This is a genomic window from Devosia sp. (genome assembly GCF_017307565.1).
Taxonomy (GTDB): Bacteria; Pseudomonadota; Alphaproteobacteria; order Rhizobiales; family Devosiaceae; genus Devosia.
Genome location: NZ_JAFKHD010000412.1, coordinates 6130 through 19970, shown reverse-complemented (window position 1 = coordinate 19970; position 13841 = coordinate 6130). Strand labels below are relative to the sequence as shown.

The 13841-nt window shown below is 60.9% G+C and carries 16 protein-coding genes; 11 read left to right on the top strand and 5 right to left on the bottom strand.

Going from position 1 to position 13841, the window contains the following annotated elements; translation table 11 throughout:
• Positions 1 to 820: glycerophosphodiester phosphodiesterase family protein (locus tag J0I64_RS17060; RefSeq protein ID WP_291410402.1), on the bottom strand; the 820-nt coding region annotated here is incomplete at its 3' end.
• Between the two features lie 169 nt (positions 821 to 989).
• On the opposite strand from J0I64_RS17060, the gene J0I64_RS17055 reads away from it, so the two are divergent.
• The gene (locus J0I64_RS17055; protein WP_291410400.1) at positions 990 to 2678 is read left to right on the top strand and encodes a VWA domain-containing protein; all 1689 of its coding nucleotides are present in this window, start codon (positions 990 to 992) and stop codon (positions 2676 to 2678) included.
• Between the two features lie 73 nt (positions 2679 to 2751).
• Here the strand turns inward: J0I64_RS17055 and J0I64_RS17050 are convergent, their stop codons facing one another.
• The 3 genes from J0I64_RS17050 to J0I64_RS17040 all read right to left on the bottom strand — a co-directional run bounded on the left by J0I64_RS17050 (position 2752) and on the right by J0I64_RS17040 (position 4872).
• The gene (locus J0I64_RS17050) at positions 2752 to 3963 is read right to left on the bottom strand and encodes an NADP-dependent isocitrate dehydrogenase (RefSeq protein ID WP_291410397.1); all 1212 of its coding nucleotides are present in this window, start codon (positions 3961 to 3963) and stop codon (positions 2752 to 2754) included.
• Between the two features lie 133 nt (positions 3964 to 4096).
• Complete coding sequence (locus tag J0I64_RS17045) at positions 4097 to 4432, bottom strand: TfoX/Sxy family protein (RefSeq protein WP_291410395.1); 336 nt, start codon at positions 4430 to 4432, stop codon at positions 4097 to 4099.
• Positions 4429 to 4872, bottom strand: coding sequence for a GFA family protein (locus J0I64_RS17040; protein ID WP_291410393.1), 444 nt, complete (start codon positions 4870 to 4872; stop codon positions 4429 to 4431). Before J0I64_RS17040 ends, J0I64_RS17045 begins: the two co-directional genes overlap by 4 nt.
• Before the next feature lie 90 nt (positions 4873 to 4962).
• Between J0I64_RS17040 and J0I64_RS17035 the strand changes: the two genes are divergently transcribed.
• From J0I64_RS17035 to rpsD, 5 genes are all read left to right on the top strand, one after another.
• The gene (locus tag J0I64_RS17035) at positions 4963 to 5526 is read left to right on the top strand and encodes a GNAT family protein (RefSeq protein ID WP_291410391.1); all 564 of its coding nucleotides are present in this window, start codon (positions 4963 to 4965) and stop codon (positions 5524 to 5526) included.
• A gap of 190 nt (positions 5527 to 5716) precedes the next feature.
• Complete coding sequence (locus J0I64_RS17030; protein WP_291410389.1) at positions 5717 to 6313, top strand: GNAT family protein; 597 nt, start codon at positions 5717 to 5719, stop codon at positions 6311 to 6313.
• Between the two features lie 57 nt (positions 6314 to 6370).
• Positions 6371 to 7183 (top strand): RNA methyltransferase, encoded by an 813-nt coding sequence (locus tag J0I64_RS17025; RefSeq protein WP_291410386.1) that lies wholly within the window; start codon positions 6371 to 6373, stop codon positions 7181 to 7183.
• 69 nt (positions 7184 to 7252) lie between these two features.
• Positions 7253 to 8491, top strand: coding sequence for an MFS transporter (locus J0I64_RS17020; protein WP_291410384.1), 1239 nt, complete (start codon positions 7253 to 7255; stop codon positions 8489 to 8491).
• A gap of 175 nt (positions 8492 to 8666) precedes the next feature.
• The gene (rpsD, locus tag J0I64_RS17015) at positions 8667 to 9284 is read left to right on the top strand and encodes a 30S ribosomal protein S4 (RefSeq protein ID WP_291410382.1); all 618 of its coding nucleotides are present in this window, start codon (positions 8667 to 8669) and stop codon (positions 9282 to 9284) included.
• 113 nt (positions 9285 to 9397) lie between these two features.
• Here the strand turns inward: rpsD and sbmA are convergent, their stop codons facing one another.
• Positions 9398 to 10795 carry a peptide antibiotic transporter SbmA gene (sbmA, locus tag J0I64_RS17010; protein ID WP_291410380.1) on the bottom strand — a complete coding sequence of 466 codons (1398 nt, stop codon included), beginning with the start codon at positions 10793 to 10795 and terminating at the stop codon, positions 9398 to 9400.
• Positions 10796 to 10973: 178 nt separating this feature from the next.
• Here sbmA and ttcA point away from each other — a divergent pair, with 178 nt between their 5' ends.
• The 5 genes from ttcA to J0I64_RS16985 all read left to right on the top strand — a co-directional run.
• Entirely contained in the window at positions 10974 to 11837 is an 864-nt protein-coding gene (gene ttcA, locus J0I64_RS17005) for a tRNA 2-thiocytidine(32) synthetase TtcA (RefSeq protein ID WP_291410404.1), read from the top strand.
• Positions 11834 to 12646, top strand: coding sequence for an inositol monophosphatase (locus tag J0I64_RS17000; protein WP_291410379.1), 813 nt, complete (start codon positions 11834 to 11836; stop codon positions 12644 to 12646). Before ttcA ends, J0I64_RS17000 begins: the two co-directional genes overlap by 4 nt.
• An 80-nt stretch (positions 12647 to 12726) precedes the next feature.
• Positions 12727 to 13041 (top strand): metalloregulator ArsR/SmtB family transcription factor, encoded by a 315-nt coding sequence (locus J0I64_RS16995; protein WP_291410377.1) that lies wholly within the window; start codon positions 12727 to 12729, stop codon positions 13039 to 13041.
• A complete protein-coding gene (locus tag J0I64_RS16990) occupies positions 13038 to 13385 on the top strand; it encodes an SRPBCC domain-containing protein (protein WP_291410375.1) in 348 nt (115 codons plus the stop codon). Before J0I64_RS16995 ends, J0I64_RS16990 begins: the two co-directional genes overlap by 4 nt.
• A 117-nt stretch (positions 13386 to 13502) precedes the next feature.
• Positions 13503 to 13841, top strand: a 339-nt coding sequence (locus tag J0I64_RS16985; protein ID WP_291410373.1) for an ATP-dependent Clp protease proteolytic subunit, incomplete at its 3' end; no start/stop codon positions are given.

The following is a 13841-nucleotide window of genomic DNA, read 5'->3' as shown; positions in this document are numbered from 1 at the left end:
CGGCATCCCTCAGCCGGGTGAGAAGGAGATTTGGCCAGCCCCAGAGGAAGGGCGCGACATTGATGGGGATCATGACCTGGGTGTTTTTGCAGGCATCGGGCATCACGCCGAGCCAGCCGAGTAGTTCGTATTGTGCCAGGCACTCGACGAGGCCCCGCCGCGACCAGACGTGGAGGCCATCGATCAGTTCAGCCGCGCGGAAGGTGGGCTCATCGCCGCCATAGGCGCCCCAGACAGCCGGACGCCAATCGGGGCTTTGAGCGATGAGATCGGCAAGCATGTCGCCTTCGCGGGTCTCGCGGCTCTTGAAGTTGACGAGGAATTTCTGGTTCGGCATCGCGCTAAAAACGTCTTTTAGTTCAGGCATTTGTCCGACGAACTTACCGCGAAATGGGAAGGTGGCACCGCCATCGGCTGTGTATCCATAGCCGATGTCCAGTGCCCTAAGTTCAGCCATGCTGTGGACGCGGGTTTCGCCTGTTCCTTCGGTGCGACAGTCCACCGTCCAGTCATGCATGACGGCAAACTGGCCGTCGGTCGTAGGGTGGACGTCGAGTTCGACGATGTCGGCGCCGGCGGTAAAGGCCGCTTCCATCGAAGCTATTGTGTTTTCCAGGTAATCGTGGCGCGGCGGGTCCACGCGTTCGGCCGTGCAGGTGTCGTTTTCCAGTTCTTCGCGGTGATAGGTCTGGTGCACGCCGCGATGAGCGATCAGCCTGAGCCCGTCGCCTTCGGGCATGGGCACGCGCCAACTGGCGTTGAACAGATAGATGCCGGCGACCAGAGCCACCGGCGGCAACAACAGCCAACGTTTTCTCACGATTCTTTCCCCCTCACAGAGTGATGCACGAGAGCGGCAAAGTCTGGCAAGATTGCGCCCGGCACGGCCGGGAGTGAGCCATGAACATGGCGTTCATGCGGGCTTCAGGCGGGCGGAGGCTAGCTGCGGAGAGGCGGCGGGTGCGCCGCGCTGTTGGAGGGCTATCACTATGCAATTCTGGAAGAAATTTGCCTTGAGTGCCGTTGCGGCCCTCGGCCTGGCTATGCCGGCCGTTGCGGCCGAGCGGGCGGTCATCGTGCTTGATGGGTCGGGTTCGATGTGGGCGCAGATCGACGGCAAGGCGCGCATCACCATTGCGCGCGAGACGCTTTCGAAGGTTTTGGCCGACTTGCCCGACGATCTTGAGCTTGGCTTCATGACCTATGGGCACCGTGAAAAGGGCAATTGCGGCGATATCGAAATGCTGGTCGAGCCGGCCGCTGGCACGGGTGCCGCGATCGCCAAGGCGGCCCAGGGGATCAATCCCAAGGGCATGACGCCGATCTCCGACGCCGTGCGCCTTGCGGCCGAGGACCTGCGCTTCACAGAAGAGAAGGCGACCGTGATCCTCATCACCGATGGGCTCGAAACCTGTGAGGTCGATCCGTGCAAGCTCGCGACCGAGCTTGAGACGCAAGGCATTGATTTTACGACGCATGTTCTCGGTTTCGGCCTCTCCGACGAGGAAGGCCAGCAGGTGGCCTGTCTCGCGGAGAACACCGGTGGCCAGTATCTTTCGGCCGCCGATGGTGCGGGGCTCGTCGACGCGCTGACCAAGACGGTGGCGCAGGTGGTGCAAGCACAGCCTGAACCCGAACCGGCCCCCAAGCCGGAGCCTACGCCCGTGCTCGACCACAATTTCTTGCCGACGGCATCGCTCGCCGAAGGTGGACCGGACATCGAAGATGGCGGCCCGCTCAACCTGACCTGGCAGTGGTTCACAGTGAATGCCGATGGCAGCAAGGGCGAATGGGTCGGGACCGACTACTATTCGCGCTTCAAGGGCTCGCTGGAGCCGGGCGACTACATCGCAACCGCTGAGTACGGCTATGCCCTTGCCGAGCAGCCCATAACCATCGTGGCCGGCGAGGTGAACAAGACCCACTTCGTGCTCAACGCGGCCATCTTCAAGTTGCATCCGCGCTCCAGCGAAGGCGCTGACATCAACGAGAGCGCCTCGATCGAAATCCGTCACAACGGCGACTATGTCACCACCCAATACGGCGACAAGATCCTCGTGCTGCCCGCCGGCAATCTCGAATTCGACGTCAAGATCGGCGAAGCCATGGTGACCCGCTCTTATGCGGCCAAGGCTGGCGAAACCATCGAGGAAGACGTCATCGTCGGCACCGGCCTTGCGTTCTTCAAGACCGAATATGCGCCGGGCGTGAAGGTCGAGGACGATATCTTCATGGAGATTTTTGACGCCAAGGTGGCCCTCGATGGCACCCGCAAGTCGATCGCCTATGGCTACAATGGCGAGCAGGATTTTGAACTGCCGCCCGGCGACTATGTGATGGACTACAAGCTCGATGGCACGAATGGCCAGATCCCGTTCAAGGTGACCACCGGCGCGCGCACGGACATTCCAGTCATGCTCGATGCCGGCGTGCTCGCTGTCACCACCCCAACCGACGACTACGTCGAAATCCGCAGCCCGAACAAGGACATCGCGGGCAATACCAAGTCGTTCGACTATGGTTATGGCCCGAACGTTCAGACCACTCTGAAGGCCGGCGACTACATCGTCTATACCAAGAAGGGCGATGTGGAGAGCGAGACGCCCGTGACCATCAAGGCGGGTGAACGGTTCGAGTTGACCATCGAAGCGGCAGCAGCCGGCGGCAAGAAGAAGTAGCCCCCTTCGCCGAACAAACAAAAAGGCCGGGTCGCAAGACCCGGCCTTCGTCATTTCAAAGTGCCCAAAAGGCTTATGCCATGGCCTTCTGCAGGTTCTGGTCGATGGCATCAAGGAAGCCGAGGGTCGAGAGCCACGGCTGATCCGGACCGACGAGCAGGGACAGGTCCTTGGTCATCTTGCCTTCTTCAATGGTGTCGACAGTGACCTTTTCGAGGGTCGCGGCGAACTTGGCCAGTTCGGCGTTGTCGTCGAGCTTGGCGCGGTGCGCGAGGCCACGGGTCCAGGCGAAGATCGAAGCGGTCGAGTTCGTGGAAGTTTCCTTGCCCTGCTGATGCTGGCGGTAGTGACGGGTCACGGTGCCGTGGGCAGCTTCAGCTTCAACGATCTTGCCATCGGGCGTCGCCAGAACCGAGGTCATGAGGCCGAGCGAGCCGAAGCCCTGAGCCACGATGTCGGACTGCACGTCGCCGTCATAGTTCTTGCAAGCCCAGACGTAGCCACCGGACCACTTCAGGGCCGAGGCGACCATGTCGTCGATCAGGCGGTGTTCGTACCAGATCTTCTTGGCTTCGAACTGCTCCTTGAATTCCTTCTCGTAGATCTCCTGGAAGATATCCTTGAAGCGGCCGTCATAGGCCTTGAGAATGGTGTTCTTGGTCGACAGGTAAACCGGCACGCCGCGGGCGAGGCCGTAGTTGAAGCTCGAATAGGCGAAGTCGCGGATCGAGTCGTCGAGGTTGTACATGGCCATGGCCACGCCCGAACCCGGCGCCTGGAACACTTCGTGCTCGATGACCGTGCCGTCTTCGCCGGCGAACTTGATGGTCAGCTTGCCCTTGCCGGGGAAGGTGAAGTCGGTGGCGCGATACTGGTCACCAAAGGCGTGACGGCCCACGATGATCGGCTGGGTCCAGCCGGGAACGAGGCGTGGCACGTTCTTGCAGATGATGGGTTCGCGGAAGATCACGCCGCCGAGGATGTTGCGGATGGTGCCGTTGGGCGACTTCCACATCTTCTTGAGGCCGAATTCTTCGACGCGCTGCTCATCGGGAGTGATGGTGGCGCACTTGATGCCAACGCCATATTCGCGGATGGCATTGGCCGAATCCACGGTCACCTGGTCATTGGTGGCGTCGCGGTTCTGGATCGACAGGTCGTAATACTTGATGTCGAGATCGAGGTAGGGATGGATCAGTTTGTCCTTGATCGCCTGCCAGATGATGCGGGTCATTTCATCGCCGTCGAGGTCCACCACCGGATTGGCGACTTTGATCTTGCTCATCGGATAACTCCCTAGAAATTCCTTGGTCTGGCCCCTCGGCCACGTTCGTTGCCCCTATAGCATCACCCGCGAAAAGCGCAAAGGCGCGCTGGGCAAGGGGGCATGCCCGCTCGTTGGCACCGCCTTGCGGACACTACTTTTGCGGCAGAGTTTCGACGAAGGCCAGGCAGCGATCGAGCCAGGTTCGCAGATCGTCGTCGTCCTCGATGGCGTCGCCGGAAACGACCACGAAGCCGGTCATGCTGCGCTCGCCCATATTCATGGTCGAAACGCCGGAGAGGGCGAGAGCGTCGTCCATTCCATCCTTGCCGACGCGCGCCAGCATGCTGCCGTCCTTGAGAGGCGCGACCAGCATATTGCCGCGATGCATAAAGGCGACACCGCCGAACATCTTCTTTTCGATGCAGTGAATGCGGGGCGGCAGCAGGTCGCGGATGCGATCGACCAGCTCTTCGGATGCCATGCTCATGCCCTGTCGTCCCGCCTGTAGGTTTCGTGCCAGGGCAGGTGATCCGCGATCAGGTCCCAGGTCTGGTGGGTGCGCGAGAAAATCAACTGGTTTGGCTTGAACCATGTGTTTTCGCCGGCAAAGACGCCGACCGGCACGATACGAAGCGCGGGCGCGCGGGAGCTGTGCGCCAAAACCGTCGTGCCGCATTCGGGGCAGAAGTGACGGATAAAGGTCGCCCCGGACTTTGCGGGGCGCGCATATGACTTGGTCGCGCCAACGACACGGACGGCGTCCGTTCGGAACAGCGCGACAGAGGAATGTCCGCCGCCGCTCGTGCGCTGGCAGTTCTCGCAGGAGCACAGGAACATCGATACGACCTGTCCGCGAGCCTCGAGCGATATGGCGCCGCAGTCGCAGCGCCCCTGAAGGTCGAGATCGTCTGGTGAGGGTTTGCTCATGGAGCAAGGCTCGCACGAGGCAGAGGCTGTCGCAAGCCTTGCCAGATTGGTCGCGGTCGAAGAAACTGCCGCGCGCAAAACGAGGGACCCATGGGATTTTTTCCCGCTCTACCGATCATGACTTCGCGCGTCACGCTTCGTCCTTTTACCCGGGGCGATGTCGATGCCGTATTCGACTACCGCAGTCGCGAAGAGGTTGCCCTCTACCTTTTCGATGCACCTCTAAGCCGTGACGAATGCGCTCTGGCTATCCAGCAGCGGATTTCGCAGACGTCCTGGACCGAGGAGGGGGACAAGATCGTTCTGGCGGCTGAGTTGACGGAGACAGGTGCGCTCATTGGTGAAGTGTCGCTGATCTGGCGCTCCTCCGAGGCACGACAGGGTGAAATCGGCTGGATTTTTCATCCGGACTACCACGGACGTGGTTATGCGACCGAGGCGGCGCGAGCGCTCTTCGACCTCGGCTTTAAGGGTGCTGATCTGCATAGGATTTTCGCCCGTTGCGATGCGCGCAATGATTCCTCGTGGCGGCTGATGGAGCGGCTGGGTATGCGTCGCGAGGCACATTTTCGCGAGCACGCCCTCTTCAAGGGTGGATGGGACGAGGAAATGGTCTATGCTGTCCTCCGACGCGAATGGCTGAATGACGCCTGAGCTGTCGTCTTACTCGCGTATTTTCCTGCGTTTTGTTTGCCCGAGTTGACCTCTTGGTCGACCCGTTGCCGGCTTCTGTTTCGCAGTTGATTTCAAAGCGAATTATACCAGTTTAGGCAGGAACTTCCGGCGTCTGGCACTGTTGTCTGTGTAGAGCATCCATAGCTTTGCAAAAGGGGCGGTAATCATCATGTCGGGCCTTGATCTACCCTTAACGACCGATCGGCTGGTCCTGCGGACCTTCGAGCGGAGCGACGTGCCACTCGTCTCCCACTATCATCTGCTTCCGGGCGTGCAGCGCTACCTCGTGCGACCGACGCGGTACCGCGAGGACGTCTCGGAGGCCGTCGAAATCATGCGCAGCCAGGTCGGGCTGCAGCGACCGGGCGATACGCTGACCTTGGCCATGCAGCGTCGCGGCGACAAGGCCTTGCTGGGGCATGTTTCGCTAAAATGGTCGGACGCCACGGCCGGGCAGGGTGAATTGCTTTTTGCGATCGATCCCGCCGAGGCTGGCCACGGGTTTCTGACAGAGGCGCTGACCAGCATGCTCAATCTGGCCTTCGACCATTTCCATATCCATCGGGTCTTTGTCCGTTGCGATGGGCGCGACCACCACTCGGCCAAGCTGATGCAGAAGCTCGGCATGCGGCTCGAGGCGCATTATCGGGAACACGCGCTGTTCCAGGGTGAGTGGGACGAGGAGCTGCACTTCGCCATCCTCGACCGCGAATGGCAGGCTTCGGCCAAGGTGAGGCCGCTTCCGCTGCGCGAGAGCGTCGCCTGATTTGCGCGAAGCCGGCATCTGCGCTATGTCGCGCGCCAGTTTGGCTGGATGGCGGCAATGGCAGGCACCGATACTTCGCTCCCGATCACGTTGACCCCAGGGCCGGCGATCATTCTTTGCGAACCCCAACTGGGTGAGAACATTGGCACGGCCGCGCGGGCTATGGCCAATTTCGGCCTGTGGGATCTGCGCCTGGTTCGCCCGCGCGACGGCTGGCCCAATGAAAAAGCCGTCGCGGCCGCCTCGCGCGCCGATCACGTGCTTGAACAGGTTCGGGTATTCGAAACGCTCGAAGAGGCGATTTCCGACCTGAAGCTCGTCTATGCGACGACGGCCCGCTCACGCGACATGCAGAAAGAAGTGCTTGGGCCTGAGGAAGCCTCCGTCAACATGGCTCAGCACATTGCAGCCGGGCAGGGCGCTGGCCTGCTCTTCGGGCGTGAGCGCTGGGGGCTGCTCAACGACGAAGTGGCCATGTCCGACGCGATCGTCACCTTGCCGGTGGAGCCAGCTTTTGCCTCGCTCAATATCGCCCAGGCCGTGCTGTTGATGGCCTATGAATGGCGCCGCCACGGCGGGCCGGGCAAGGTTCTGCCGTTCAGCGACGGTCTCGACGAGGCCGCGCCGCGCGAGGAACTGGTGGGGCTTTTCCAGCACCTGGAAGGCGTTCTGGATCAATCAGGCTTTTTCACCACGCCCGACAAGCGGCCGAGCATGGTCAACAATCTGCGCACGGCTTTGACGCGGGGCCGGTTCACCAGCCAGGAAATCCGGACCCTGCGCGGTGTTATTTCCTCGATCGACCGCCGGCACGAACGGCCGAATCCCAACCGGCAGAAGCCTACCAAGGACAAACCTGACGCAGAATGAGCCGAGCGAACCGTTCGGTACGATTCCGCCTTTGACCTTGTTGCGGCAAAATGTCATGCCGGAAGGGTTATGAGCACCCCCCATCCTTCCGAGCCCTCCAAGCTCGCCTTCAGCTACCTTGGCTTCCGTTTTTTCTGGCTCACCACGCTGTTGGTAAGCTTTGCTGTGCAGATCATGTCGGTGTCCATCGCCTGGCAGATCTACGACGTGACTGGAAACGCCTTCCTGCTGGGTCTTGTGGGGCTCTGCCTTTTTCTACCTGCGCTGCTGCTGATCCTGATCACCGGACTGACGGCGGATCGGTTCAATCGCCGTGGCATCATGGCGATCTGCCTCAGCGTCGAATTGATCTGTGCGCTGGCCTTTTTGACGCTCGTCAACGTCGAGGCGCATGAGGTTTGGCCGATCTTCGTCGTGCTGATCTTCCTCGGCACGGCCCGCGCCTTCTGGGGCCCCGCCGCGCAGTCACTGGCGCCCAATCTGGTGCCGCCCGAGGCGCTGTCCAATGCGATAACTGTCAATGCGTCGGCATGGCAGTTTGCTTCGATCACCGGTCCCGCCGCAGGCGGCCTGCTCTATGGCATTTCGCCGACCTTTGCGTTCGGCACCGGCGCTGCGCTACTGCTCTGTGCCGTTGTGACCGTGCTGCTGATCCCCAAGCCTGCACAGCGCCAGTCGCATCAGGCGAAAAGCCTCGAAACCATGTTTGGAGGCTTTCGCTACATTTTCTCGAACAAGGTCGTTCTCGGCGCCATTTCGCTGGACATGTTCGCCGTTCTGATGGGCGGCGCTGTGGCTCTGCTACCGGTCTATGTGAAGGACATTCTCCACGCCGGCCCCGTCGAACTCGGCCTGCTGCGTGCCGCGCCCGGTATCGGCGCCATCCTCATGGCGCTCTACCTGACCCGTTTCCCGGTGCGCGACCACGCGGGCAAGATCCTGTTCCTGTTCGTCGGTCTTTTCGGCGCCTTCACAGTGGTCTTCGGCTTCTCGACCACCGTCTGGATCTCCATTCCCGCGCTCGCTCTGGTGGGCGCCTCGGACATGGTCAGCGTCACTATCCGTGAGACCATCATGCAGCTCTGGACGCCTGAAGAAGTCCGTGGCCGCGTCAATGCGGTCAACTCGGTCTTCATCGGGGCCTCGAACGAGCTGGGTGAATTCCGCGCTGGCACGGTCGCCCATCTTCTGGGGCCGGTGCCTGCCGTCGTCATCGGCGGCTTCGGCGCCATGATCATCGCCGTGGTCTGGAGCCGCCTATTCCCGCAGCTGCGCGAGCAGCGGCATATCGACAAACGAATGGCCTAGAAAACCGGGCCTTTGGCTTGACTTGCCGGCGCTTGGACACTATCAAGCGCCCACCTATCCGGCCTTCGGGTCTATAGGCGCACCCGGGATCTCCTGAATTTTTAGGAATCTGTCGGCCCTTGGCGACAAGGGCAAAGGAGGGCGCGATCCATTCTAACAAAGAAAGGGATACGCGATGTCGAAGCGTCATTCTGTAAAGTACAAGATTGACCGCCGTCTTGGCGAGAACATCTGGGGCCGTCCGAAGTCCCCTCTCAACGCACGTGCCTATGGCCCCGGCCAGCACGGTCAGCGTCGTAAGGGCAAGCTCTCGGACTACGGTCTGCAGCTGCGCGCCAAGCAGAAGCTGAAGGGCTACTATGGCTCGATCACCGAAAAGGGTTTCCGTCGTCTTTATGACGAAGCCAACCGCCGTAAGGGCGACACTGGCGAAAACCTGATCGGTCTGCTCGAAAGCCGCCTGGACGCCATCGTCTACCGTGCAAAGTTCGTTGCCACCGTCTTCGCCGCCCGTCAGTTCGTGTCCCACGGCCACGTTCTCGTCAACGGCAAGCGCGTGAACATTCCGTCCTACCAGGTCAAGGTCGGCGACAAGATCGAAGTGCGTGAACGCTCCAAGCAGCTCACCGTCGTTCTCGAAGCCGTCCAGCTCGCCGAACGCGACGTGCCGGATTACGTGGAAGTCGACCACAACAAGCTGGTCGCCACCTACGCCCGTGTACCCGCTCTGTCGGACGTGCCGTACCCGGACCAGATGGAACCGAACCTCGTCGCCGAATTCTACTCGCGCTAAGCGAACCGAGTTTGAAACTGAAAGGCCGCCCCTCGGGGCGGCCTTTTTTGTTTGTTGTCTGGGTTGACCACCTGACACAAAGGCCGCTCCTGGGAGCGGCCTTCGTGTTTGGATCAGGTCGTCGCGGCGCCGCTGACGCTGGCCTTGATCGGCCGCTGGTCGCGCGGGATGTAGCTCTCGAACAGACGCAGACGCATATAGACCGACTGCAGCTCAACGATGGTGGTCCAGGCGCGGGCGAAGAACTGGAACGACGAGGACACCTGGCCGAATGCCAACTGTACCTGCTGGTAGATACCCATGGTCAGCACGCCGGCCAGAATGGTCGGGGCCATGGTCAACAGCGGCACATAGCCGACTAGGTTGAGATAGGCGTAACGGGCGAGGTTGAAGTAGGTGTAGTGGAAGTAGAGCCGGAAGTAGTTCTTCTGAACGTTTGCGAAGAGCTCCTTGACGGTCGGCGGGTCAGCGCGTTCGGCATGATCCTCGCCGAAGACGAGCTCCTTGCGATAGGCCGCCTCGACGCGCTGATTGGCGAAGTTCAGGCCGGGCAGTTTGATGCCCACCACGGCCAGAAGGATGGTGCCGAGAATTGCGGCCGCCAGGGCAACCCAGACAAGGCTACCGGGGACTTCGCCGAAGAAGGGCAGCTCGGTGACAGTGCTCGAAAGCTGCCACAGCATGGGCAGGAAGACCACGAGCGTGATCAGCGAGCCGAAGAAAGCCGTGCCCAGATCCTCGACGATCGAGGCGAAGCGCATGGTGTCTTCCTGAACGCGCTGTGCGGCGCCTTCGGTCTGACGGATCGAGGGCCAGGAGGCCATGTAGTAGAAGTTCATCGCCTTGCGCCAACGGAAGACGTAGTGCGAGGTGAAAAAGGCGAGAAGCACGGAAACGAGGATCGTCGGCATCAGGACGATCAGCAGCGTGAACACTTCGCCGTAGAAGCGCTCCGGCGTCACAGACCTCGGCTGTGTCAGGGCCAACTGGATCATATCGAAGAATACACCGGACCAGGCGTTGACGAAGGCTTCGACCTGGACCTGGAAATAGATGACCAGCAGGATGCCCGTCGAGCCAACGACGCTCCACCAGTACCACTCGTTGCGCTGGTAGAAGTACCAGAAGACGCAGAACAGCACCGAGATCATGAGCACATACTGGTAGAGCCAGATGCGGTCACCATTGAGGAAATTGCCGACCGAGGATTCGGCCGCGCCGGCAGCGGCGGCCTGCTGGGAGGCGCTTTCCTTGCTTTCCGTCGATGCCGGAGCGTTCGGATCAGTTTGCCGAATACCTGCCGCGGGCGGTGTGGCATGAGTTCCGTCCGCAGTCGCCGGCGGATCCGCCAGCACTTCCATCGAGGCGACCACTGGGTGGGTGAACCGATCGATGCTGATGGCGGCGCGCAGAGGATCGCCAACGGTGAACCATATGAGCACCGCCGCTAGCATCCAGAGCGCAGCAGAGGAAAAGAATATCTTGGGAACTGGGAAGAAGGAGCGGAACACCGGGAGACTCCAAGGTGTCAGGAAGATGTGTCATCTAACTGTGGCATTGGGCGTAAAACAAGGACGCGAAGTTAAGCTTTGGTAAGGTTCGCCCCTCTCGCTTTCGCTTCCCCTCGGGGGCACGAGGCGTTATCAGCTACGCAAAGATGTTTATGAGAGTTTCGCCATGACCGCGGTGATGGAAGCCCCCGCCACGCCCGCCGATGACAGCGAAGTCGGCGCCCACCCGATCTATGCCAACGCGCCGCGCTCTGTTGAATTCAACAAGCTCCGGAAGCGCCTGATCCGCAATACGCGTGAGGCGCTGGAAAAGTTCGCCATGGTGAAGCCGGGCGAGAAGTGGCTGATCGCGCTTTCCGGCGGCAAGGACAGCTATGGGCTGCTTGCGCTGTTGCTGGATTTGAAGTGGCGCGGCCTGCTGCCGGTTGAATTGCTTGCCTGCAATCTCGACCAGGGTCAGCCCAACTTTCCCAAGCACATCCTGCCTCAATTCCTCGAAGGCCTCGGGATCGAGCATCGGATCGAATATCAGGACACCTATTCGATCGTGACCGACAAGCTGCCGCAGGGCGCCACCTATTGCTCGCTGTGCTCGCGCCTGCGCCGAGGCAACCTCTATCGCATCGCGCGCGAGGAAGGGTGTACCGCGCTGGTGCTGGGCCACCATCGTGACGACAGCCTCGAAACCTTCTTCATGAACATGTTCCACGGCGGCAAACTGGCGGCCATGCCGGCAAAGCTCGTCAATGACGAAGGCGATCTGGCCGTGCTGCGGCCTCTGATTTATTGCGCCGAGGAAGACCTGCAAAAATTCTCCGACTCAATGCAGTTCCCGATCATTCCCTGCGACCTCTGTGGCTCGCAGGAAGGCCTTGAGCGCAATGCGATGAAGGCCATGCTCACCGACATCGAAAAGCGGATGCCCGGTCGTAAGGACGTCATGATCCGTGCGCTAGGCAACATCAATCCCAGCCATATGCTTGATCCGAAGCTTTTCGATTTTGCTGGTCTTACCCTCAACCAAAAGGATGCAGACGCATGAACATCGAACGCTTGGCCGCCATTCTCCGTCAGGCCGCCAAGGACGAAATCATGCCGCGCTTCCGCCGGCTCGACGATGGCATGGTGCGCTCCAAGGCCAATGCATTCGATCTCGTGACTGAAGCCGACGAAAGCGCCGAGCGGGCCATTACCGCTGCGATCAATGCCCACTCGCCCAATACGGTGGTGATCGGCGAAGAGGCTGTGTCCGCCAATCCCAACCTGCTCAACGGGTCTTTCGAAGACCGCACGGTGATCTTCGTCGATCCAGTCGATGGCACCTATAATTTCGCGTCTGGTCTGCCGCTGTTCGCCGTCATGGCGGCGGTGGTGGAAAACGGGGAAACGGTCGCTGGCGTCATCTATGATCCGATGGGCGACGACTTCTTCATGACCGAACGTGGCTGCGGCACATGGCAGGTTTTCCCCGATGGCCGTCGCGTTCGCCAGAAATATGCTGAACCGACAGCGCTTTCCGAAATGGGTGGCCTCGCTTCGGTCTCATACCTGCCAGCGGAGATGCGCAGCCAGGTGCTGAGCAATCTCGCAAAGGTGAAGATGTTCGCGAACTACCGCTGCGCGGGCCACGAATACCGGATGGCAGCGGGCGGCCACGCGCACTTCCTGATGTATAACAAGCTCATGCCGTGGGACCACGTGGCCGGCGCGCTGATGATGCGCGAGGCTGGTGCCCATGTTGCCCGGTTCGACGGCTCCGAATATAGGCCCTGCCACACCGACGGCGGGTTGCTGGTGGCGCCCAGCAAAGACAGCTGGGAAGAGCTGCGCCGCGAGGTTTTTGCAGTCTAGTCAGTGGGCCCGATGGGCCCACTTTCGTTTCCGGCTCATGGTACTTGCAACGACTCATAAGTCTGTGCTTATTTGTTGGCATGAACGAAGCAGAGATTTTCAAGGTTCTGGCCGATCCCACGCGCCGCGCGATTCTCGAGCGGCTGTCGGGGGAGGAGCTGACGGCTACCGACCTGCGAGGGGGCTTTGCCATTTCGCAACCGGCGATGTCGCAGCATATCGCCGTGCTCAAGGGGGCAGGGTTGATCAGCGAACGCCGCGAGGGGCGCTTCGCGCATTACCGCGTCGACCCTGAGGGCTTTGCGCCTTTGCATGGGTGGCTGGCGCGATATCGCGACTTCTGGCCGAGCCGTATCGACAATCTCAAAGATCTGCTCAGGGAGATGGATCAATGACCGACGACGCCGAAACGCTGGTTTTCGAAGCAATGCTCGACGCGCCGCCGGAGAAGGTGTGGCGGGCGCTCTCCATCCCCGAATATCTCGACAGGTGGCTGCAACCGCCGGCAGAAGCGGAGATTTCCGTTGTCGCTGCAGAGGAAAACCGCAGCCTGACCTACCGCTGGCGCGAGGCCGGCGCTGGGGCGGAGACAAAGGTCGAGGACAGCCTTGTTACCTTCGAGATCGCACCGAACGAGGGTGGGGGGACGTGGTTTCGGCTGACACATGCCCCGGTCGTCATCTTGGATGCGGCCAACAATAATGAGCCGCTGAGCGCAGTCATGGCGCTCGCGGCCTAGGCAAGCAATCTACCGGTGTGATTGACGCGGGCGAGGGGCCCTGGCCTCCGCACGGTTTCGCTCGCCCTTTGGTAGGCCTCTTAACTATTCGAAACTCCAACTGAACGGAGGTCGCCTATGCGCGACATGATGCAACTCGTCCCTATGGTCGTGGAACAATCCAGCCGCGGTGAGCGCGCTTTCGATATCTACTCGCGATTGTTGCGCGAGCGGATCATCTTCGTGAACGGCGAGGTGGAAGACACGATGGCTTCACTGATCTGCGCGCAACTGCTGTTCCTCGAGGCAGAGGCGCCGACCAAGCCGATCTACATGTATATCAACTCGCCCGGCGGCGTGGTGACGTCGTGTCTTGCCATGTATGACACCATGCAGTTCATCAAGGCACCGGTGGGAACGCTGTGCATGGGGATGGCGGCGTCGGCAGCGACGTTGTGCTGGCCGCGGGCGGGCCCG